We start from the raw sequence: 22349 nt of genomic DNA, 5'->3' as shown, positions 1-22349 counted from the left end.
CAACTTGCATGAAATGCATAAACAACCATATTTAAAACAAACCATTACAAACAACACCCAAAAAGACACAAGCCAAACACAAGCCAACAACCAAAACAGCACAAAAACTCACTCCTGATAACCAAAGATCACGTAATACCTTGGAAATGAATAGAATTGATGAACTTCACACTTTTATTCATTGATAGTGACTATAACGAATTTGGATATCAACGATTTAAAATTAGACATGCTCTTATAAGAATTTATAGAGGTCATCGTTAGAAAAAATAAAAGGCGATGGTAATTAAAATCACCTTCGCCCTATAATTTTTGCTAGCTATCTACTACCTTCTACTTTGATAGCGCTATCAAGATTCACCTTGCTGTTCTGAATAACGCTTTAGATGTTGTTCACGGAATTTATGCCCGATCACTGAATAAACGGTAATGTTCTCTTCAGCCAATTTCAACGCTTTGCCACTTTCACCAGCACAAATGGCTTCGACCAGTGGCAGATGGCTTAATGCGCTCTCTTCCGGGTCATAGCTTGCGTGGTCAATATTGAAATAAATCAACATCTGGTTAGCGACATTGCGGTAAATCTGATGCAAGCGCATGTTGCCGCTTAGCTCAATGATTAATGTGTGCAATTCAAGTTCAAGCTTACTGATTTGCAGGCAAGTAACGCCTTCACTGCGGCCAACTTGCAGGTAATAATCCATCAAATCATGCAGTCGGGTTTTGCCCTCTTCGGTAATGTGCTCAGCTGCCAGCCAGGCGGAACGTGTTTCCAGAGCGACACGTAAGTGGTACAGCTCCCACAGGTCATTCTCGGTAATATTAATTACCTGCCAACCAACATAGGGTTTCTGAACCACCAAACCTTCATGGGCCAAGGTGTTCAGGGCCATCCGCACTGTACTGCGCGATAGCTCCAAATCTTTCGCCAGTGCACTCTCCACCAGCTTTTCGCCCATTCCGTATTTTCCACTGAGGATCAGCTCACGCAGATAGCCTGCAGCTTGCTCCTCTAAGCTCTGTTTTACGATTTTCATTATCTTTCCATACATCTACAGATAGCGGAATACCGCAGTTGCCTTAATTCTACCGGATTAGTCAACAATTCGCATAATCAATAAAACGTGACGATTGTCAGACAATCATACAAAAATTGAATGGATAAAACAAAAGGTGATTTGTGTCGCATTTATTTTGGAATTACTCATTAAGATTGCCAACTGTCGATTGTCCGACAATGAACAATCTATGAGGATTTATGGACACACCTTTGAACAAGGCAATTTTGCTTTCCCAGAATGACAACGTGGCGACCCTGCTCGCAGATGTCGAAAAAGGACAGCAGATTGAAATTATTGATGACGGCAACCGGGCACAAGGCATTGTGACCTGCAAGCAAGCCATCACGTTCGGCAATAAAGTCGCGGTAAGCGCTATCTCGACCCAGGAAGCAATCAAGAAAGCGGGTTACGACATTGGCGTTGCCATCAAAACGATTCCGGTCGGCGAGTTGGTACATGTACAAAATGTCCGCAGTACCCGGGTAGACATCCCAGAGCCGATCATCAAGCAAATCATTGAACAAATGCAGATCGAGGAGTAACGAATGCAGTTTTTCTCAGGCTTTCGTCGCCCCGACGGCCGCGCGGGGATCCGAAATCATGTACTCATCCTGGCCATTGACGAATGTGCCGAAGGTATTGCCCGTGCCATCAGCCAGAAAGTGCCAGGCACTGTCGTCGTAACCAACTACAACACTTGTATGTACGGTGGTAACGAAGAGCTGGTCGGCACTATGGTTGGCGCCGCACTGAACCCTAATGTGGCTGGTGCCCTACTGCTAAACATGGGATGCGGAAGTATCGACCCGGTGATCCTGGCCGATCCTATCCGCAATGCAGGAAAGCCAGTACAGACACTGTCGATCATCAAATCACGTGGAACGCGCAGCACCATCAAAATGGGCACCGAGCTGGCAAAAGAGCTGACAGCTTATGCCGATCAAGTCCAGCCCGAGCCTATTCCACTCAGCGAACTGGTTGTGGGGATCAAATGTGGCGGTTCTGATACCAGTTCAGGTATTGCCTCTAACCCATCAGTCGGTCGTGTTGCCGACCTGCTGGTAGATAAAGGTGCCACCTGTGTAGCTGGTGAGCTTATCGAGCTTGTCGGTTGTGAGGACATCCTGCGAGAACGAGCAGTTACTCCAGACGTCGCTGACAAGATCGATCGCCTCATCAATGAAGAAGAGAAGCGCTGGCATATCGAAGGCACCAATGTCGAGACCATGAGCATCGGCAACAGTGTCGGCGGCCTGACCACACTCGAAGAGAAGGCACTTGGCGCACTGCATAAAACCGGTACCCGCCCTATTCAGGATGTACTGAGGATCAACGCCAAGATGACCGAGCGTCCGACCACACCGGGAATGTACCTATCAGAAACGACGCACTTATGCGGCGGCTCCGGTATGCATTTCGCCTCTCTCGGTGCCCAGGTGATCCTGTGGACCACAGGTGGTGCCGGATTCAACAACCCGATCGTACCGGTGATCCGAGTCAGCGGTAATGCGGCCCAAATTACTGAAGACATTGATGTTGATGTCAGCGGGATCATGAAGGGAACCGACAGCATTCACTCCTGCGCCGACCGAATAATTCACACACTGGAAAATGTTGTTCAGGGTGAGGCAACTGCCATCGAAGATATCGGTTTCGCCTACTGTACGTTGTATCAAAAAGATCAGCGTCTGGAAAAACTCATTTGTATTGAACCTCAATAACCAAGGACTGAGCAGTGCGTATTACAGATATAGAAGTCATTTGCTTACGAGTACCTGAGCCTGATCAGCCCTGTGAATGGGGTGAAGATGCCGTTATTGTCAAAGTACATACCGATAAGGGCATAACCGGCATCGGTGAGGCAGACAGCTCCCCTGCCGTCGTCAAGGCATGTATCGAAACACCGCATTCAAACCTGTATTGCTACGGGCTACGCGAACTGCTGATTGGCGAGAATCCGCTGGAAATCGAGCGTTTGTGGAACAAGATGTACTGGGCATCCAACTACGTAGGTCGCCGTGGTGCAGGCATTCACGCCATCAGCGCTATCGATATCGCCCTGTGGGACATTGCCGGTCAGTTCTATGGCGTGCCGGTGCATACCCTGCTGGGCGGAAAATACCGCGATCAAATCCGTGCCTACGGCACCTTCATTCCCGACAGCAAGCCGGAGAATAACCGCGAGATCGCCCTGAATCTTGTTCGCCAGGGCTTCACCAGTATTAAGTTCGGCGGCGGTGTATTCGGCGACGATCCGGAAACGGACTACCAAATTGTTCGCCACGTACGCGAAGCCGTTGGCGATGAAATAGAAGTACAAATTGATCTGGCTTCCAAGTGGCGCACTACCGGCCATGCCGCGCAGATGTGCAAACGCCTGGAGCCGTTCAACCTAAACTGGGTCGAAGAGCCCGTACTGGCAGATGATATGGTCGGCTATTCACGCCTATCTCGCCAGATCCAATCCAAGCTAGCCGGCGGAGAATCACTCACGACCCGCTATGAATTTAAGTCCTTCCTAGAACAATCTGAAGTCGACATCGTCCAGCCAGATATCACCCGTTGCGGAGGTATCACCGAGATGAAGAAGATTTACGATCTTGCCCAGTTACACGGTACCCAACTCGTCCCTCATGGGTTCAGTACCGGCATCTTGCTCGCGGCTTCGGTCCACTTTTTAGCCGCCTGTGAGCACGGCACGCTGATGGAATATTCCCAGAGCAGCAGTCCTTTATTTACAGATCTCGTGAGCAACCGACTGCCATTTTCACAAGGCCACGTACCTGTACCGGATTCCCCGGGACTTGGCATCGAGCTAAGTGAAGACGTGATCAATAAATACCGAATATAAGAAACGTGTAGAAGGATTTTTAGTTATGAACAGTGAACGTAAAATAGACAAACCGTTAATGGCAATAAGCCTGTCGGTTATTCTCTTTGTAGTTGTTGGTCTGACACTTTTCCCTGAACAGGGAAATGCGATAGCCAGCCAACTTTTTAATACCCTGACTAACCAATTTGGTGAGGTTTTCCTTTTCTTTGGCTTCTTCAGTGTCATCTTTCTTGCCAAAATTGCTCTTGGCAAATACGGTGAAATCAAGCTCGGAAACGACAAGCCAGAATACTCCCAGTTTACCTACCTGGCGATGATGGTTTGTGCCGGATTGGGCTCGGCAACCGTCTATTGGGCATTTGTCGAGTGGGGTTACTACTACATGACACCACCATTTGACGTAGAACCCTACTCGCCAATGGCCGCAGAATGGGCAACCAGCTATAACATGTTCCACTGGGGGATCTCAGCTTGGTCACTATACTGTATTGCCTCGCTACCCGTCGCCTACTCTTTCCACGTAAAGAAAAACCCGCAGCTTAAGCTTAGTGCGGTATGTGAAAGCATCATGGGCCGCTTCTACAACCCAGTGATCGGCAAGGTTATTGATACCATTTTCATCTTCAGCTGTGTCGGTGCAATGGGTATCACCCTGGGTCTGAGTGTCCCGATGGTGACAGAAGGCATTGCCTACTTGCTCGGTGTTGAAAACAGCTTTGCCATGAACGTCGGCCTGATGCTATTCATCACCGCGCTATTTTCTGTCAGCTCTTATGTCGGCATTGAAAAAGGCATGGCAAAACTGAGCGATATGAACACCAAGCTGGCAGTGATTTTTGTTCTGCTGATTCTTATCGTGGGTCCAACCTCATTCATCATCAACCAGATGACCAATGGCTACGGCCTGATGCTACAAAACTTCATCCGCATGAGCCTATGGACTGATCCGGTTGAAGGCGGCTCATTCCCAACCTCATGGACGGTATTCTACTGGGCATACTGGATGACCTATGTACCGTTCATGGCATTGTTTGTCACTAAGGTATCTAAAGGCCGCAAGCTGAAAGAAGTGATCGGCAGCATGGTTATTGGCGGCAGCGCGGGTTGTTTCATCTTCTTTGGTGTTCTGGGCAGCTTCAGTATGAACGTGCACCTAACCGAGATCATTGATGTTACCCGTTCGATCACCGAGAACGGCGGCTCAGCAACGGTCATAGCGGTGCTAAATACACTACCGGGAAGCGCATTGTTTATTATTATCTTTGCGATAATGTCGACATTGTTCCTGGCAACTACGCTTGATTCGGCATCCTTCACATTGGCGGCAACCGCAGCCAACCAATTGGATGAGAATGCCAACCCACCGACAGCACTACGCCTGTTCTGGTGTTTGATTCTGGCAGCCGTACCACTGGCGATGATGTTTATCGATGCTCCGCTAAACACCGTTCAGACACTGGCTATTGTGACCTCACTTCCGCTGATGATTGTGATATTTATCATGCTCTACGGCTTCAGCAAGTGGCTAAAAGAGGACTTTGGTGGTGAAACGGAAATCGTTGCTAATCAATCCACCAGCAAGGTAACGACCGAAGCGCAGAAAGAGTCAGCCAGCAATACAACGGCAAGCGCCGATGATAGCGAAACAGCTGCCTACCTTTCTCCGTCAACTAACGAAGGTTAAAAAGCAAGCGTAACATTCTTGCTACTATCAAAAATCCTCTGCCAGTAGCGGAGGATTTTTTTATTCAGGAGCGCACCAACCATTTGCCGCCTTTATGTCATCCGTTCACACACGACAAATACATACAAACTCACACACAACTTTTCTTGCATGTGTATTAGGATCACAAGCTATTAACGGACTATGGGTTTTATATGTTTCGCAAACCATTCTATCTTCTACTCTTTTTTTCAAGCACCGCTTTTGCTGCGCAATGTAATCTGCACAGTTTTAGCACTGTTGATATCAAAGCGGAAAAACAATCAGTTATCCTCGATGAAGAAAACAAAGTACAGAGCATTCTAAAAACGCCTTCTCAACGCTGTGCCAGTGTTAAGTTCACTATTTCGGGAAGTGGAAGCCGTCTTATATCAACCTTCCGAGATTCATTCACCGCCGTACTATTCGACGGAGAAGAAATTCCTGCACAAAGCCTCAAAATGAAAGACAACCAAACTGACAGAATCTCATTCGGAAAGCGCTACAAGCATGAGGGGTTTGTCTGCTTTGGCGAACAACAAGTCCCTATCTCAGAGATCCGTTGCGAGCTATAAGCAAGTAAAAAATCTAACTAAATATCTACCGTTCAACCTAGATTTACAGGCTTAGAGAAAGGCCTACGGGATCAGTTCAGAAAAATACCACGGGGAATGGTATACACTGGTGTTAGAGGCAGCTGCAGGGAACGGTACCTATCATGGCCTGTCGTGTGATCAAGCAAATACCCAATATCTTGACGACATTACGTCTCATTTTGGCGGTCCCTATTTGCTTGTTGATCCTGGAGAGAAATTACTCGACAGTATTGTGGATCGCCTTCTTCGCCGGAGTCAGTGACGGGCTTGACGGATGGCTAGCTCGCAAACTGGATGCCATCAGCCGCTTCGGAACAATCGCCGATCCTCTTTCAGATAAAGCGATGCTAATAAGTGCATTTATCGCCTTTGCCATCGTAGGATTAGTCCCTGTGTGGGTCGCCGTAATCGTCATCGTTAGAGATGTGATCATTCTCGTCGGGGCTATTGCCTATTACTGCCTTTTTGGACGATACGAAATCGAACCAAGCTTTTGGGGCAAGGCAAGTACGTTTGTACAGATTGCCTTTGCTCTATTGTTAATCACGCAACAGGTCTACCCTATTTTCCCCGAAATCTTTTTCGAAATTGGTCTGTGGCTGCTGATTTCTTTGGTATTAATCAGCGGCGGACATTATGTCTTCACCTGGGGAAAGAAAAGCCTCACTGAACATAGCAGTAAAAGCCAAAACCAAGACCATTCCAAACACAGCCAGCACCCTTAGATAGCGCAGTTATTATGACCTCGATCATTATACTTTTTGGCACGCTAATCTCTCTTATCGGGATAGTTATTCTCGCTAGACCAACAGTGGTCTTTGGTTATCTGAGACGGCACCTCGGCAGCTTGCAGATCCACGTACTGGCCGTTGTTATCAGGTTGATTCTTGGTTTTTTGCTGATCGCTCAATCTGACGTATCAAGGTTTCCGTTCATCATCGAGATCATTGGCTGGCTGTCGCTCATTGCCGCTTTCATTTTAGCCGCCATCGGTCGGCGCAGCTTCCACCGTCTGATGGCATGGGCCCTGTCTTTCGCAAAGCCTTACGGACGTATTGGCGGCACTCTCGCCGCCATATTTGGGGCCTTCATTGTCTATGCCTTCGTATAGCAGTTATAGCAATAAGTGCTTTGAGACCGCTTAGTATCTCTTGTCCGATAACCGAGAGACAAAATACTCAACGACCGCTTTAATGGCTAGGTTACGGGTTCCCTTCTGATGATAGAGCAAATGCAGGTAGAAATTACTTAGAGCATAATCAGGCAGCAGCTCCACCAGCCTCCCGCTGACGATACTCTCTTCAACAAGAAAACTCGGTAACTGCGCGATCCCCAATCCGGCCTCACAAAGCTTTTTTATGCTCGTTCCCGAATTGGTATATATCGCCCCGTCAGTAGCAACAGAGATCTGTTCATTACGTGTATTTTTAAACCGCCAGCGCCTCTGGTTATCAACCGCCCCTTCAACCAGACAATGATGTTTTACCAGCGCCTTGGGAGAAGAAGGGACGCCATATTGAGAGATATAATCAGGGCTCGCGACAACAACTAATGATGCATCCGATAACCGACGAGAAATAAAACTAGAATCCAGCATCTGCGAGGCCCTAAGTGCAACATCAAACCCCTCATCAATCATGTTTTCAAAATCATCACTAAGCTCTAGATGCAGCTTTACAAAGGGATACTGGCGATGGAACTCAGGAATATGTGGCACCAGTAATTGCTGTCCGAGGTAAATTGGGGCTGTGACTTTAACCAACCCCTGAACCATTTCTTCATCCGGGTCTGCTTCCAGCCCATTGACTCGCTCCAGGATCTCCCTGAAATGCTCAAGCTGCTTGTGTCCATCTTGGGTCAGGCGCATATTCCGCGTTGATCGGTACACCAGTTTCCGTCCCAACCAGGCTTCCAGCTCAGTCAGATTCTTACTGACTACCGAGTTCACAACGCCTAGCTTTCGTGCTGCCGCTGACATTGAGCCCTGTTCGGCAATCTCGACAAAGATCGCCATGGCTTTAAGCTTATCCATAATTTTGCATTTGAGAAAAAATGATTTCGCATTTAATCGCATTCTGGAAAACAAGTAAACCTCATACACTTCCCTTATCAACAATGATGACAAGGTGAATATCATGAAGATTGCAGTATTCGGCGCATCCGGAAAGATTGGAAACAAAGTAGTCGACCAGCTAAAACCCCAGCATGAAGTCGTAAGAATTGGCTCTCGAAGTGGTGATTTCGTCGCAGACTATACCGATGCCGTAGCAGTCCAATCTGTGTTTGAAGAACTAGGTGAGCTCGATGCTGTCGTCGTTGTCGTGGGCGGAGACAGCAAGTTCAAACCTTACCATGAACTATCAGATGAAGATTTCCGCTTTGGCGCAGAGCGTAAGCTGGTTGCCCAATTCAGAATCGTACGTATTGCAGAAAACTACCTGAAGCTCAACGGCTCAATCACATTAACCAGTGGTTTCCTTAGCCATTATCCCAATGGCTACAGCATCGCCACCGGTCCATTCAACGCCGCTATCGATGCGTTTGTCCAGCACACGGCTCCCTTATTAGAGCGAGGGTTACGGCTAAATGTTGTCAGCCCGGCACCGGTTGTTGAGCCGGAACGTACAGGCAGAGGGCTCGTGAGTGCCGAGCAGGTTGCCAGTTTTTATATCGATGCCATTGAAGGCAATTCAACAGGCAAGGTTTTCCGTGCATGGGGCGGACTACCGGTACCGGGCCAATAACAGACATTCTTTAATTTCAGCAGGACTTACTCATGAAATATCCAATTTCGATCCGAGCCATTCATTGGCTCAGTGCCGCCTTGATCATCGGCCTTCTTATTCTGGGGATCGTTATGACTCCCTTCGACATGGACAATATGGAGCATTCCGAATCTTTGTATTTTTGGCATAAGTCATTCGGCATTCTGGCGTTCATTTTCGTCATTATTCGTCTCGTAAACAGACGACGTCATTCACTGCCACAGCTGCCTCAAGGCATGCCCAAGCATGAAAAGCTTGCAGCAAAAGCGGCCCACGCTTCTCTGTATGTACTGATGGTGCTTATTCCAATACTCGGTTATTTGCAATCTAGCGCTTACGAATACAGCAGTGGCGTCCACTTCTTCGGTATCGATCTGCCGGAGCTGATTGCCGACGACAAAAATGTCTTTGAAGTCACCAACGTCCTTCACAAATGGGCATCTTATCTCTTCATCGCCGTACTGATCGCCCATATCGCCGGTGCTATCAAGCACAGGCTCTTTGACAAAGAAAATGACGTACTCAAACGAATTCTATAAGCAAAAGTAACTAAGACCTGCAAAAGGAGCACAACATGAACACATTCATTAAACCTCTACTTATCGCTTCACTTGCCCTAGGGATAACGGCAAATACAGCAATGGCATCTGAAAGTGTTGCCGAGCTCAAGGCGCAAATTGCCGAGTTACAGGCACAAGTTGATGCCCACAAAGCAGAACGGGCTCAAACGGCCAAGCACCTCGAAACATTTGACGAACTGGATCTAGTCGCCTTTAATAACCGAGACATGAAACGTATTGGTGAAATACACGCCGACAATGTGATTGTTCACAACCCCGACGGAACACAAACATCACCATTTCCGCCACACTCTGAAGAGTTAGAGTTTCTGTTCGATGTCTTTGATTTCAAAGTCACCGATCACATCGTCGGTTTTGGCCACGGCGAGTGGACAGCAGGCATCAGTATCTCTGAAGGCCGCTGGGTAAAACCGCTGACCTTTCCTGATGGCACGGTCAAACAACCAACCGGACAAAAAGTGCGAATTAAAATTGCCACAATCGCGCGATGGGAAAACGGACGTATCGCCGAAGAATATCTATTCTGGGATAACGCCGACTGGAATAAACAGATTGGTTTGGAATAGATAAATAATTAAAGACCGAGTAGAGATACTCGGTCTTTTACTAGTCACGGGCTGACAAGCACATTAGATAAAATTGACCCAAATTTATCTATTACCATAGCAGTTGATAAGGAATTATTGAGAGTTGCCCCGTAAGCTTACAAAACCCTGCTTTACTCTGCTTTTAACGTGTTGATATTAGAAGCATCAGTATTAAAACTATTTTCACTTCTGCTTATATCACTATTACGTTTAAAAGGTTTTATTCAGACATGAGCAATACTCAAGATTCTGCTACGACTAGAATTTATACACCAAAACAAGTGGCATGCGGTGCACTTGGCGGGCCCGTTGGGTTGATTTATTTTCTCTGGGCAAACTTTTCGATACTTAAAAAAGAAAACCACTCCAAGGCAACCATTATTCTTGGAATTGTATTTGTTATCTCCCTCATTTTCGCCGCTCCTTTTGTTCCGCAGGAAGTCCCGGCAATCACATTCACCATTGTCTATGTAATTTTGGCATTTTTCCTTTCTCAGAAATTCCATCTCAACAAAGATGAGATAATGGACTCGGAAGAATATACATTCCATTCAAGCTTTCGCGTCTTTGGTATCACCATAGCCTGTTTTTGGAGCTCTTACATTGTGGTCGCCGCACCTCTCCATTGGCTGTACTCGATTGGTTTTTTTGGTGCGTAACGCTTTATTCACCAGCATATGTAGGGAGTAGATGCTCCCTCCCTGACAGGCACTGTACATAAGCACAGTATTTTATTGAGTTTATGACTGTTATCGCGTAGGGTTTCGTCTCTCCATTATTTCCTCCAGAAGAGATTGAAAAGCTATGCGTGAGTCACTAAGAAAGAAAGTTATCGAGATCTGCCTAAAGAAAATTGCTCAAAAAGGCGAAGGGGTCGGTGTGTCATTTTATGCATTCTTCGCCAACAAGAATGATGACCCGGAACTATTGATGGAAGCAGCCACTTGGTGGATTAAGACCCATAGACTGGATCATTTTGAAAAAGCTAGAAAGATCATCAGCTTAGTTAGAGCTGAAGAATAACACCGATATGGAGAAATAGTGTGTTCAAGAAGTTACTCTTTACGGCAATCCTTGCCACTGGCCTTACTGGCTGTGCAACAGGAAAAACCCAATCGTGAAGTCGGCAATTATTCTGGTAATAACGGTGCTATTAGTCTTTACCATCAAAAGCGGGTTAGGCCTAGACCACGGCATCTTATCGTCAGGTTTTAATTTCATCAGCGCAGTCTCTAATCTCGCTATCTTCGTTATCACCTACTCATTGGTAAGCTGGGTGGTCGAAAAAGTGATCCCGTTAGGCAAGCTAAACAACGACTAGTCCCCCTCTTTCTTCAAGTGGTGAGGTTTCATACCAAAACCATGCCAAGTCAAGTCAACCATTAGCCAATAATACCAATAGTGATTTGTGTGGAATGTCTGATGACTACTGCGAAAATCTGCTGCATGTAGCCTGTTGTTGTTCACAAACTCATTAGCATTCATAAACCGTTACACATATTCATCTTGATGCAATTCATTTGCCATGTGAATATGTATAACGAAGTGTTTGATATTGATAGGTTTGTTCACACGGTATGTAACAACTTCATATTTCCAGTAAGGACGAACGATGTACAAAGAACAAGACATTTATTTAAAAGACAACACACTGACAATCAAAAAAGACGTGTACCCTCTTTCAAAAATACTGACCATAGAAGCCAAAGAACTGCGCCTTAAAGATCAGATCATCCGGATATTGTGTATCTCCCTTGCCGTGTCTGTGGCTGGCTGGGCATTCCTTCCTATTATTGGCCCAGTACTCATGCTTATCGGTGCCTTGTTTGCCATTTTAACAAGCAAGAAATACGAACTTCGGGCCGAATTCAGCGGCACCGATGAAAGCGGTGATCATTGGGCTCCATTGGCCCGAGGCAGAAGACCCGAGGAGTTTGCCCTGTTCAAAAACATCGCAGAAAGTATTGATCGGTAGTATCACGATTATTGAAAACTAAACTCAACAATATGCAACTTGATGAAACCAAGATCGGGAGTAGAATATCTCTCTTTAAAAGCTAATGTTAAAGGGATTTTATGTGCTTTGAAAATAAACTGAGACTCGCTCACAGAGAGCTCGGACTAACAGGCATGCGAGAATCCTGCTACAACCCGCCTTACCTGAGAGGTATTCGCCGTCTGGGCTTCAGTATCCGGCCTTTCCCCTACAATTCCTTCTTCATGAATATCGCCGTCGCCTGGCTCGGCTTCGTCATCCCTTGGTGTATTGTCATCACGCTCATCAACTGGATCCAGATTGATACATCTATCGATCGCATACTGTTGTCCTGCCTGATGATGACCGTCACCTACTGCCTGTATATCGCCTTTCATGCCGAATGGTGCAAGAAGCGGTACACACTTTCGAGGTGGGAGGAGCTTGAAGGTTAACCAAACTACATTCACCTTCCTTTTCCTATGTGATCTAAAGCATACGTTTTAACTATAAATGCCCAAGTAAATGCATCAAAATGTGTATAATTCTGGGCATTGTATGATGAATGTTGGTTTGGTGGATTTTTATAGCTAAATCAGTCGTTTAACGTGATTGGTATAATATTCTTCTTTTTTAAAGGAGAGAATGGCAGTTGAACAGAACTTAAATTTTATAGATTGCTAATGTTATAAAACAACTATTTCCAAGTTACTTTACAAGGCTTTTATTTTTAATATAAAAAACAAGTTTGTAGGAACAACTAAGTAAAAAAACAAAGTTCAGTCTTAATAATTTTCTTGAATCTCATTATTAAGAAGCCACATCTAAACACAATCCCCTACACTTTCTATGGTTTTATATGCAGGCATGAATGTAAGCTTTATCACATTATGTCTATGTTTTAATCACTTAACATTCAGTCGTACCTGGAGGCATCAAATGAAGATAGTAGGATCGATTCTTTCTTTGTTCATTATGTCCTCATTACCAATAGGTTCAGTCCTAGCAAAGACAGACTTCAATGAACGATTTCTTGTCGAAGAAACAATTTATAACCCTTGCACTATGGAGGATATCGAGGCCATATTTATTATCCACTTCCGAGGTGGTGTCCATGAAGATGGTTCTGGTGGTGAGCATGTTTCTTATCAAGAACATAGTACAACATTTCACGGTATAGGCAGTGATAGTGGAGACAGGTACCAGCTTCACTTTTTTGAAATTGGGTCATATACCGATCCTTTACACCGTAATGGGAATAACTTTGGAGGGGTTGCCCGAATAAATGAAAAAGTACTTGTTATTCATACTGGTCCAAGTAGTGTAGAAAATGACGACTGGGTTGCACGATATACAGAACATCAGACGCGCAACGCCGATGGGGTGCCTACCTCATTTCGGGTCAGCTTTGATCATGAATTTTGCCATTAAATGAGACCTTTAGGCATAACACTAATATCTTCTGGTATCAAGTATGTTTGAATGCGCTGGTATTCCAGCGCACTTATAATTATTAGCTTTTGGAACAAGGTAGATTGTTCAATAGCCGTGCAATTTTAAAGATGATTGCTTTGATCTGTCGGTCATTATCTGTATTTATTTGGAGAAATGAATTATCTGAATTGATATAGAAACTTTTATACATCTCCCTTACACCACCAACAACCCCATCTTGCTTCCCCTTCTATTGGCCTCATCAACCAAGCAACTCCATCACTCAAGGAGAAGAACCTTCTTTGGTGTTGATGATTTTTCGAATACAACTAAGGCTCATATTACTTTCAGGCACCAAGTGTCTAACACTGTCAATAATGGTCAAAGCTATCGTGAACAGCCCTCCCCCTTCATCGACAAAGCCAATTGGCAGCAACTGTTCATATAAGGGGGAGCTGGAGGGGGTTGGTAACGTGAAATTCACACCGCTAGCAACCCCATCTAACTTCCCCTTCTATTGGCTTTATCAACCAAGTTACTCCATCACTCAAGGGGAAGAACCTTCTTTGGTGTTGGTGGTTCATCGAATACCGCCACGGCTCATATTACCTTCAAGCACAAAGAATTTACTACTGACGATAATACTCAAAACACCAGCGAACAACCCTCCCCCTTTATCGGCAAACCCAATTGGCAGCAACTGTTCAAAAAAGGGGGAGCTGGAGGGAGTTGGTAACGTGAAATTCACACCACTACCAACCCCATCTAACTTCCCCTTCTATTGGCTTCATCAACCAAGCAACTGCATCACTCAAGGGGAAGAACCTTCTTTGGTGTTGATGATTTTCTGAATACAGCTAGGGTTCTTATTACTTTCAAGTACCAAGATTTTACTACCGACGATAATATTCAAAGCTTCAGCGAACAACCCTCCCCCTTAATCGACAAAACCAATTGGCAGTAATTATCCATAAAAGGGGGAGCTGGAGGGGGTTGGTTACGCGATGTTCACACCACCAACCCCATCTAACTTCCCCTTCTATTATTCTCATCAACCAAAAAACTCCATCACTCAATGGGAAGAATCTTCTTTGGTGTTGATGAATTTTCGAATACAACTACGGTTCATATTACTTTCATACTCCAAGAATTTACTGCCATTTCTAAGAAAGAAATTTTCTAAACTTACCCTCTCGATTAATGATATTTATAAAATTAGAGCTAGAGCTCTACCTAGCTGTGTTTTTTGCCAAAATATTCCAGTAAATACTGCAACTTAGCTGTCATAAACTAGACACTATAACTAAGCGTATTGCATAATTCTTGCCCAGAAAGATAAGAGGGCAAATTGGTGCAGTTGCAAAAAGGTTTTACGTTAATTGAGTTAGTTGTCGTTATTGTTCTTCTGGCAATAATTTCGGTGACAGCTGCGCCAAGGTTTTTAAATGTACAAGATGATGCCAGAGAATCAACGTACCTAAGCCTAAAAGGATCATTCCATTCTGCTGTTGATCTTTTTCATAGTAAATGGCTAGTAGATGGCGAGCCCGATCCTAATGTGACTGAAGGTCGAGAAGGTGATTGGGGCTACACGATATATAACCTGCATTTTAATGAAACAGGCTACCCTCGCGTAATTGATACAGTGCAAAGCTGTGATGATATTCTTGAGAATCTATTACCAGCTTCCAGCCTGACTGAAGATGACTACGAGAAACCAACGGCTTCAGGTGATGGTTTAGGCGGCAACAAGTGTACGTATAAGTTTATTGATGCGCCTTACACCTTAACCTATTCAGAAACCAACGGAGAAGTGACTTTAGCTAAGCGCAGTTAGTATCTACTGTTAAGTATTTTATCCCCCCAACCACGTTCAATCCTATACATTGTGATGTATCTGGCAGAATGCACTTATTCCGAATAAGAATTGTGAGCGCATGATCAATAACTGCAGAGATAATGATCATATATCGTCTTGCCATTGTATTCACAAATAAACTCAGTAAGTACACTTATATTATTAACAATAATAGTATTAGCGCCGCCTTACTGTGCTCTCTGTTTTAAGGCACACGACAATGGAAAAGGATGAATTTGTCCAAGTATATCTAATCTCACTTGGAGCAACAAAAGATGAAGTTAAACCCTTCCCCGCCCTATTTTATAAGTTAACAGGAAAGAAAGCTAAGCCACGTTTATTTGAAAGCCCCATGAAGTTATTTTGGCTTGAAACAGTCCTGGGGACGTTATCTTGGGGCTTTTTCATGTGGCTGTTTGTCTGGCAATTTATCGGATTAGATATCACCCAGTTATATGCCGCTTTGTTTTTTGGTGTTACTACCGGTGCCATTCTAGCCATCAAAGTTAAAGTCAAAGCAAAGCATTTGAAACTGTATCAATGGGAACAATGGTTAAAAGATAAAGGCTTCACCTAGGACAGCTAAACACAAAAATGGCAGTTCTCATCGGTCAGGCCATGTAAGCCTTGGCGGTTCATCATGTGTTCCTTTCCGGCCTGCAAACCCAGTTCGTAGCCTTGGCTCAATATGGCTTTGTTCATTGTCAAGCGTTTAACCGAGAACTCATCGGGCGGCGCTATCACTCTGATCACCGCATCCTTGGGGGGGTTACGGATAAACGCCAGTGACTGGTTATAAGTTTCTGTTCGAGCCACCATGGCATTCGCCAATGCCGGATTGCTGGCAAACAGCTTTTTCAGCAGCCACGGATACTTTGCCGGGTTTTTCTGATAGCTCAGCGGGTGTGAAAGGATCACAGTGATATCCCGTGCGCCCCGGCGATAGACTTCTTTCACTGGAATTGAGTCTGCCACTCCGCCATCAGTAAAACAGCCACCCGAAAAGCAAGGTGTGGACTTGAAGGCAATAGGAAGAGCTGCGGTTGCAACCATAGCGCTGTCGGCATTGCTTTCATCAATACGATAGTAGTCCGCTTTGCCGGTTTCAATATTAGTGACTGCCGCCCAAAACGGGATTGACGAAAAAAGCTTACTCTTATCGACCGGATAACCTGCGTTAGACTGCTGCCATAACCATTCAACGTCAACCAGATCGCCGCCCTTCAAAAAACGAGAAGGATTATAGAAATCCCGGCTGGTCGCAAGCTCGGTGATCACCTGATAACTACGGCCAGGTGCTTCTGCAAGGTACCCCAACAAGTTAGATGCACCGGCAGAAACACCGATGGCGAAATCATAGGGACGGTAGCCTTCTTCCATGAAAGCATCCAAAACACCACTGGAAAAGATCCCACGCATAGCGCCGCCTTCAACAATTAGTGCCCGGCTATTTTCAAAAGACATACTCACCTCTTAATTTTCTTTACGAGGAAAAGATACGCCTTCAAGCTCTTGGAGGATAATCGTTATTAATTATTGTATCAGTAGGTACTGGCTATCTAAAAAGTTCTAAGCCGCCTTCAGCTTTGCCATGATTTTTGCGCCACCGCGGTAAATCAGCAATGACATCAAAATCAAGGTACAACCAAGTACCTTGTTTATCGGCATCTGCTCACCATACCAAAGAATACTCAGAAACACAGTCCATACCGGCTCCAAGACCATGATAATCGCGGCGTTGGCCGCAGTACTGTGCTTCTGCCCGGTCGTTTGCATGACGTAGCGCAAGCTGGTTGCAATCACCACGCTCATGGCGAACCAGCCCCAGATATCCAGGCCAACATGCTGTGGCCAGGTTTCAAAGCTCAGCGAGGCCACCAGCCCCATGCTCCCGGTAACAAACAGCTGGATGCATGTCAGCAGCAAGGCGGGTATCCGCTGGGCGCAGCGACTGTTGAAATTGAAATGCAGGGCCAGCATCAATGCAGCCAGTCCAAACCATATCTGGCTAGCCGACTGTTGCCAGCCTCCGCCCAGCGATAGCAGCATCAGGCCACCGAAAGCCAGCGGCAGAGAGAACCAGAACATCCGCGGTGGACGTTGCCTGAACAATGGCCAGGCAACCAAGGGCACAAAGAGCATAGAGAGGCTCATAATAAACGCGCCTTCGCCCAGGGTGTCACTAACAGAAACAGCATAGATCCATAGCAACAGCGCACTGCCTAGCAAACAGCCAACGCCCATTGCCCTGAATAAATCACCGCGGCTGACTTTCTTTAACGCCGAAAAACAAAATGGCAGCAGAAACATCGACGCCAATACAAAGCGTGTACCGACAAAACCAAACGGCGGCAGACCCTGAATGGCCTCTTTCGAAAAAATCCATCCGGCAGCCGCCAGCATAGTTGTAGCGATCAGTATAAGATCAGCGCGACGATCCAAAGTCATAATGTACCTGACATGTGTGAAATAGAGGCGATATTGCAAAGACTGGCTATTCTATCGTCAAAGCAATTAATACCAAACCGAATAATCACTCTTGGCATAATAAAGGGCTAATTTGGTATTTTCTTATGTAAGCAGTAAGAAAAAAGCTGACTTTCGCCAGCTTCTTTCTGTGTTCTTGGTTAGATACCGATTATTTGATTTCCCGGCACATCAGGCTCACTGCCAGTGTCTGTGCCAGATACATTGAACTACTCAGGGAACGGAAGCCCATTGCATTTGAAAATCGGCTCAGTGTCGACAGCGGTACATCCGCCTGTTCGGCAATGGTTGCCATTGTCTCGACCGCAACGAGCATCGCATAGGGATAAACTTGAACAGGTTGATGATGGCAAAGAGTACTGCCATCGTGGCAATGAGGGTGCTCTTGTCGAGCCGCAACGGCAGCAGATAAATACTGGCAGGGCCGCCTCCGGCATGAATAGCAGCGGCCTGAGTTGGAGAAGCGACCAGCGCCATCAGGGGAACAGCAATAATCCCCAAAGCGCCGCCCAAGCCACCCTTTCCGATCCCGTATATCAATACAGCAGGTACGGCAGTAAGATAAAACCAAGGATCGGTCACTATCATTGTTATCAGTTCTCGTACTTACCTGAATAGCTAGCAACAAAACCTTTGTCTACCAGGAATTTTCGGCTCTTCTTGAGATCAGGCAGGGTTGTTGCGGCTTGGCGAGGATCCTTTTCCTGCTCTACGGCAATCCAGCCCTTATAACCAATTTCCTGCAAGGCATGGCTAACTTCATCGAAGTTAACCGCCCCTTCTCCAAGTGGGCACATCACCCCGTCTGCACAGGCCTGCCAGAACCCAACTCTTTTCTCGACGGCCTGATAATACTTCGCTGCATCGACATCTTTCAAATGCACATAATCTAGACGATCGGCATATCTCACCAGGCTGGTTGCGGGGTCCATACCGGCATAATAGAGATGTCCGGTATCAAGGCACAATCCGACTTCGTCATGAGAAAGGTCTACCAGCATACGCTCGATCTCATCCTGATATTCGATATAACCACCGGCGTGAGGATGCACGACTGCCCGGATCTGATGCTGACTCGCGATGTTGCTGATCTTACGGATCGTCTCCATCATCTGCGTCCAGCGGGCATCGTCCAAACGCGGAGCTTCGTCGCTAACTCCAGCATAGTGGCTGCGAATATCATTCACGCAGTCGATGACCACCAGCCTTTCAGTACCGATTTGTTGCAGCAGCGTACATAGCTGCTCAGTTTTTTCTAAAATGTCGGCCTGCTTTTTTGCATCTGACAGCGGCTCAAAAATAGTACCGGCACACACTTCCAGCCCTTTTAGATGCAGAGCGGTATTGAGCGTGTCGGCCTCCAACGGCAAGTAGCCATATGGCCCGAGCTCGGTACCAACAAACCGTGCCTGCTTGGCTTCAGACAACACATCCATCCAGGAGGGGTTATAGGAGTTGTCAGCAGACTCTACCCCCCAGCAGCATGGCGCACATGCAATCAAGTTACTCATAGGTATACCCTTCTTATCATTCATAAAATTGAGAAATTATTCATAGCCTAGAATGAAGTGCCCAGAAAATACGTGATGCATAGCCCACCTTGGTATTGCATATATGCAAAACGGTTTTGAATCTTTGGCTATAACGCTCGCACTTCACTCACTCGTAGACTGAATCCATACTGAAAAGCACTTTGACAGGATATAAGTCTATGGAACCTCTCTATATCGTTGCTGCCAAGCGTACCCCCATCGGCAGCTTTAATGGTTTGCTATCACCGCAATCAGCACCAGAGCTCGGTGCAACCGCCATGCGCGTGGCTATAAACCAGTGTCAGCTTGATCCTAGCCTTATCGGAATCGGCGAGATGCCAGACGAACATAATATTGACCCGAATCTGGTCAATGCAGGCGGTCAGCCAATTACGGCAACCACAGGAGCCTGCTACTTCAACAGCGCCGATTCCTTTACCATTATTCGTGACGGCCACATCGGTGTCACCGTGCTGGGTGTCCTTCAGGTCGATTTGATTATCACCGAGCTTGGGGTCATTAAGCTCACAGACAGAGGCATGGAGCTTGTCGATATAGCACCGGAGACCACCATCGATGAGATTCAGGCGGCCACTGAGGCCCCGCTATTTATCTCGCCATCCCACATTTTTCCGGTAAAAACGAATAAAGCCAGCAGATAATCTGCTGGCTTTTCAATTGTGACAAAGTAAAAGGATTAAGCTTCCTGGCTTGCCTTCTACTGATGCTGTTCGACAGCATTCGATACCTCAATCGGTAGCGTCTGCAACACATAATTACCCGGTGCAGTAGCAAGTGCCGGATAGTTTGCATTGCCAGCCTGGCGGGCATCAATTGGCTCTGCCGACTCGAAATCAGCTAACCATGTATTCCAGTGCCCCCACCAGGAGCCATCCTGGCGTTTGGCTGACTCAAGCCATGCCTCTGCATCCGCAACCTTCTTGCTGTTGGTCCAGAAACCATACTTATTCTTGGCCGGATGGTTAACGATTCCGGCAATGTGCCCGGATTCACCAAGAACGAACGTCGACTTGCCGTTAAGCATCTGCGACCCACGGAAAGTTCCCTGCCACAGGGCGATATGATCTTCCTGTGTAGAGATAAAGTAGGTCGGCACCTTGATCTTTGCCAGATCAATGTACACGCCGCCGACTTTATAGCCTTTCGGATCGGTCAGCTTGTTCTCAAGGTAGAACTGACGCAGCAAGGTACTGTGACAAGCTACCGCAACATTGGTACTGTCACCGTTCCAGTAAAGCAAATCGAAGTCGATCGGACTATTACCCTTGAGGTAATTATTGATGTAGTAGTTCCAGTACAGACTGTTTTCACGCAGCAGACTGAAAGTAACACTCAACGAGCGCCCATCCATGTACCCTTTCGCTTCATTCTGAGCTTCTATCGCAGAGATGATCGGATCATTAATGTACGCCCCGATTTCACCCGGCTGAGAGAAGTCCAGCAATGTCGTGAAGAAGGAAGCAGACTTGATACGGTTACGCATCCGCTTGGCCGAATAATACGCCAAGGCAACGGCCAGCAAAGTACCGCCGATACAATAGCCGGCAACGTTAATCTGCTTCTCACCGCTGATGTCTTCTACCACATCCACGGCTTTCACTACGCCATCGAGCACGTAGTTTTCGAAATCGACATCGACCATGCTGGCATCAGGATTACGCCAGGACATCATGAATACAGTATGCCCCTGCTCAACCAGCCAACGTACCATGGAGTTCTTCTCGCGAAGATCCAGAATATAGTACTTGTTGATAAACGGCGGAACGATCAGAAGCGGCGTCGCATTCACTTTTTCCGTCAACGGCTTGTATTGAATCAGTTCAAACAAATCATTCTTGAACACAACATCACCAGCTGTATTGGCAACATTCTCGCCCAGCTGGAAAGCATTATCGTTCGTCATGCGGATTTTCAACACGTCGGCACTAGCCTGCATGTCTTCCTGAAGCAACTCCATACCCTTAACGAGGTTTTCCCCGTTCGTTTCAACCGTTAGCTTGGCAAGCTCTGGGTTGGTGGTAATAAAGTTGGTTGGCGACAAGGCATTGATGGCCTGACGCGAGAAAAAGCCAAGGCGTTCTTTGGCTTTTTCATCCAGTCCTTCTATCGAGTCGATGGTGTCTTTCATCGTATTGCTAAAGAGCAAATAGGACTGCTTAATATAATTATAAAACGCTTCATTTTCCCAGGCAGGATCACTGAAACGCTTGTCATCTTTTTCGGGCTTAACAAGATCGGACTCATCACCGGTTTTCATGGTGACGTTCTGCCAAATCTTCATTTGATTTTCCCACCAGTCTAGCTGCACTTTGGCAAGCACGGCTGGTTGCGCTGCGGCTTTTTCGATTAACTCGGCGGTATCGTCCAAGTTTAATTCATTGAGCGCTTTATTAAGGGGGGTATTTATGGCTGCTTTGCCGGAATCCAGCTCTTTCCACCACATCTGGTTCATATCCTGGAGCTTGGCAAAGTAGTCCGTAAAGAAGTTATAGTTCATTACAATGACCTCTGTATTTGGACTAAAAAGCCGCCCACGAGAGGGGCGGCTGAGTGGTCATTTCACTTATACTGGCGTAGCCTGCTTAACATTTTCAGCCACTAGCTCTTCAACTTCAGTCTTGAACGTTTGAGCAACAGCATTGAACTTGTTGCTATCGTCGATTAGCTGCTGAGAAAGCTTAGTCAGCGTTTCAAGCTGCTGGCTGTTGAATGCAGCAAAAGACTGTACGTCTTTAACTTCGCTAACAGCTTTCAGCTGAGAAAGACCCAGTTCGCTATAGGCACGAACAGCTGCTAGCTGAAGCTCAGTTAGCTCTTCAACATTCTTGGTGAACAGCTTGTTGAACTTTACATATGGTGCAAAAGATTTTTCAGTCTGCTCGGAGAAAGATTTAAACATTTCCGTATACATAGCTAT

Annotated in this window: 26 protein-coding genes and 2 pseudogenes; 19 read left to right on the top strand and 9 right to left on the bottom strand. The window is 46.1% G+C overall.

The genetic code is table 11. The annotated features are described in order from the left end of the window. Positions 1 to 350 precede the first annotated feature (350 nt). The gene (locus L4D19_RS16195) at positions 351 to 1037 is read right to left on the bottom strand and encodes a GntR family transcriptional regulator (protein WP_075767142.1); all 687 of its coding nucleotides are present in this window, start codon (positions 1035 to 1037) and stop codon (positions 351 to 353) included. Between the two features lie 221 nt (positions 1038 to 1258). Here L4D19_RS16195 and L4D19_RS16190 point away from each other — a divergent pair, with 221 nt between their 5' ends. From L4D19_RS16190 to L4D19_RS16160, 7 genes are all read left to right on the top strand, one after another. After that, a complete protein-coding gene (locus L4D19_RS16190; protein ID WP_428453301.1) occupies positions 1259 to 1603 on the top strand; it encodes a UxaA family hydrolase in 345 nt (114 codons plus the stop codon). Between the two features lie 3 nt (positions 1604 to 1606). Continuing rightward, entirely contained in the window at positions 1607 to 2782 is a 1176-nt protein-coding gene (locus L4D19_RS16185; protein ID WP_428453300.1) for a UxaA family hydrolase, read from the top strand. 14 nt (positions 2783 to 2796) lie between these two features. Next, the gene (locus L4D19_RS16180) at positions 2797 to 3912 is read left to right on the top strand and encodes a mandelate racemase/muconate lactonizing enzyme family protein (protein ID WP_075767139.1); all 1116 of its coding nucleotides are present in this window, start codon (positions 2797 to 2799) and stop codon (positions 3910 to 3912) included. 25 nt (positions 3913 to 3937) lie between these two features. Further along, positions 3938 to 5578, top strand: coding sequence for a BCCT family transporter (locus L4D19_RS16175; protein ID WP_428453299.1), 1641 nt, complete (start codon positions 3938 to 3940; stop codon positions 5576 to 5578). A 194-nt stretch (positions 5579 to 5772) separates the two neighbouring features. Continuing rightward, positions 5773 to 6171, top strand: coding sequence for a hypothetical protein (locus L4D19_RS16170; protein ID WP_428453298.1), 399 nt, complete (start codon positions 5773 to 5775; stop codon positions 6169 to 6171). A gap of 143 nt (positions 6172 to 6314) precedes the next feature. After that, complete coding sequence (locus tag L4D19_RS16165) at positions 6315 to 6917, top strand: CDP-alcohol phosphatidyltransferase family protein (RefSeq protein WP_428453297.1); 603 nt, start codon at positions 6315 to 6317, stop codon at positions 6915 to 6917. Positions 6918 to 6931: 14 nt separating this feature from the next. Continuing rightward, complete coding sequence (locus L4D19_RS16160; protein WP_428453296.1) at positions 6932 to 7303, top strand: hypothetical protein; 372 nt, start codon at positions 6932 to 6934, stop codon at positions 7301 to 7303. Between the two features lie 30 nt (positions 7304 to 7333). On the opposite strand, the gene L4D19_RS16155 is transcribed toward L4D19_RS16160, so the two are convergent. Further along, a complete protein-coding gene (locus L4D19_RS16155) occupies positions 7334 to 8224 on the bottom strand; it encodes a LysR family transcriptional regulator (protein ID WP_428453295.1) in 891 nt (296 codons plus the stop codon). A 103-nt stretch (positions 8225 to 8327) separates the two neighbouring features. Between L4D19_RS16155 and L4D19_RS16150 the strand changes: the two genes are divergently transcribed. The 11 genes from L4D19_RS16150 to L4D19_RS16100 all read left to right on the top strand — a co-directional run bounded on the left by L4D19_RS16150 (position 8328) and on the right by L4D19_RS16100 (position 15969). Further along, entirely contained in the window at positions 8328 to 8936 is a 609-nt protein-coding gene (locus L4D19_RS16150; RefSeq protein WP_428453294.1) for a short chain dehydrogenase, read from the top strand. A gap of 32 nt (positions 8937 to 8968) precedes the next feature. Next, a complete protein-coding gene (locus L4D19_RS16145) occupies positions 8969 to 9496 on the top strand; it encodes a cytochrome b (protein ID WP_428453293.1) in 528 nt (175 codons plus the stop codon). A gap of 35 nt (positions 9497 to 9531) precedes the next feature. After that, positions 9532 to 10104: an ester cyclase gene (locus L4D19_RS16140; protein WP_428453292.1), complete on the top strand. Its 573-nt coding sequence runs from the start codon at positions 9532 to 9534 to the stop codon at positions 10102 to 10104. Positions 10105 to 10355: 251 nt separating this feature from the next. Then, positions 10356 to 10784: a hypothetical protein gene (locus L4D19_RS16135; protein WP_428453291.1), complete on the top strand. Its 429-nt coding sequence runs from the start codon at positions 10356 to 10358 to the stop codon at positions 10782 to 10784. 145 nt (positions 10785 to 10929) lie between these two features. Next, positions 10930 to 11148 (top strand): DUF6500 family protein, encoded by a 219-nt coding sequence (locus L4D19_RS16130; RefSeq protein ID WP_428453290.1) that lies wholly within the window; start codon positions 10930 to 10932, stop codon positions 11146 to 11148. Between the two features lie 94 nt (positions 11149 to 11242). Continuing rightward, positions 11243 to 11446 carry a hypothetical protein gene (locus L4D19_RS16125; RefSeq protein WP_428453289.1) on the top strand — a complete coding sequence of 68 codons (204 nt, stop codon included), beginning with the start codon at positions 11243 to 11245 and terminating at the stop codon, positions 11444 to 11446. Positions 11447 to 11737: 291 nt separating this feature from the next. Next, positions 11738 to 12100 (top strand): hypothetical protein, encoded by a 363-nt coding sequence (locus tag L4D19_RS16120; protein WP_428453288.1) that lies wholly within the window; start codon positions 11738 to 11740, stop codon positions 12098 to 12100. A gap of 101 nt (positions 12101 to 12201) precedes the next feature. Next, positions 12202 to 12555: a DUF6404 family protein gene (locus tag L4D19_RS16115; protein ID WP_428453287.1), complete on the top strand. Its 354-nt coding sequence runs from the start codon at positions 12202 to 12204 to the stop codon at positions 12553 to 12555. Positions 12556 to 13039: 484 nt separating this feature from the next. Then, positions 13040 to 13531: a hypothetical protein gene (locus L4D19_RS16110; RefSeq protein ID WP_428453286.1), complete on the top strand. Its 492-nt coding sequence runs from the start codon at positions 13040 to 13042 to the stop codon at positions 13529 to 13531. 1354 nt (positions 13532 to 14885) lie between these two features. Continuing rightward, positions 14886 to 15371 carry a type II secretion system protein gene (locus L4D19_RS16105; protein ID WP_428453285.1) on the top strand — a complete coding sequence of 162 codons (486 nt, stop codon included), beginning with the start codon at positions 14886 to 14888 and terminating at the stop codon, positions 15369 to 15371. A gap of 241 nt (positions 15372 to 15612) precedes the next feature. Next, positions 15613 to 15969, top strand: a complete 357-nt coding sequence (locus L4D19_RS16100) for a DUF6404 family protein (RefSeq protein WP_428453284.1) — start codon at positions 15613 to 15615, stop codon at positions 15967 to 15969. A 5-nt stretch (positions 15970 to 15974) separates the two neighbouring features. Here the strand turns inward: L4D19_RS16100 and L4D19_RS16095 are convergent, their stop codons facing one another. From L4D19_RS16095 to L4D19_RS16075, 5 genes and pseudogenes are all read right to left on the bottom strand, one after another. Further along, positions 15975 to 16856 (bottom strand): patatin-like phospholipase family protein, encoded by an 882-nt coding sequence (locus L4D19_RS16095; protein ID WP_428453283.1) that lies wholly within the window; start codon positions 16854 to 16856, stop codon positions 15975 to 15977. Positions 16857 to 16961: 105 nt separating this feature from the next. Then, positions 16962 to 17840: a DMT family transporter gene (locus tag L4D19_RS16090; RefSeq protein WP_428453282.1), complete on the bottom strand. Its 879-nt coding sequence runs from the start codon at positions 17838 to 17840 to the stop codon at positions 16962 to 16964. 235 nt (positions 17841 to 18075) lie between these two features. Continuing rightward, positions 18076 to 18195 (bottom strand): annotated as a pseudogene (locus tag L4D19_RS16085) (MurR/RpiR family transcriptional regulator); the annotation flags it as partial. A gap of 5 nt (positions 18196 to 18200) precedes the next feature. Next, a pseudogene (locus tag L4D19_RS16080) lies at positions 18201 to 18467 on the bottom strand (hypothetical protein); the annotation flags it as partial. 5 nt (positions 18468 to 18472) lie between these two features. After that, positions 18473 to 19390, bottom strand: a complete 918-nt coding sequence (locus tag L4D19_RS16075) for a TIM barrel protein (RefSeq protein WP_428453281.1) — start codon at positions 19388 to 19390, stop codon at positions 18473 to 18475. A 200-nt stretch (positions 19391 to 19590) separates the two neighbouring features. Between L4D19_RS16075 and L4D19_RS16070 the strand changes: the two genes are divergently transcribed. Continuing rightward, positions 19591 to 20073: a thiolase family protein gene (locus L4D19_RS16070; RefSeq protein ID WP_428453280.1), complete on the top strand. Its 483-nt coding sequence runs from the start codon at positions 19591 to 19593 to the stop codon at positions 20071 to 20073. 56 nt (positions 20074 to 20129) lie between these two features. On the opposite strand, the gene phaC is transcribed toward L4D19_RS16070, so the two are convergent. Beyond that, on the bottom strand, positions 20130 to 21929 hold the full coding sequence (gene phaC / locus L4D19_RS16065) for a class I poly(R)-hydroxyalkanoic acid synthase (RefSeq protein WP_428453279.1): 1800 nt from the start codon (positions 21927 to 21929) through the stop codon (positions 20130 to 20132). A gap of 66 nt (positions 21930 to 21995) precedes the next feature. After that, on the bottom strand, positions 21996 to 22343 hold the full coding sequence (locus tag L4D19_RS16060; RefSeq protein WP_075767107.1) for a phasin family protein: 348 nt from the start codon (positions 22341 to 22343) through the stop codon (positions 21996 to 21998). Between the last annotated feature and the right edge of the window lie 6 nt (positions 22344 to 22349).

It is taken from the genome of Photobacterium kasasachensis (assembly GCF_050336885.1).
Classification (GTDB): Bacteria; Pseudomonadota; Gammaproteobacteria; order Enterobacterales; family Vibrionaceae; genus Photobacterium; species Photobacterium kasasachensis.
This window is presented reverse-complemented; position numbering and strand designations above follow the sequence as displayed.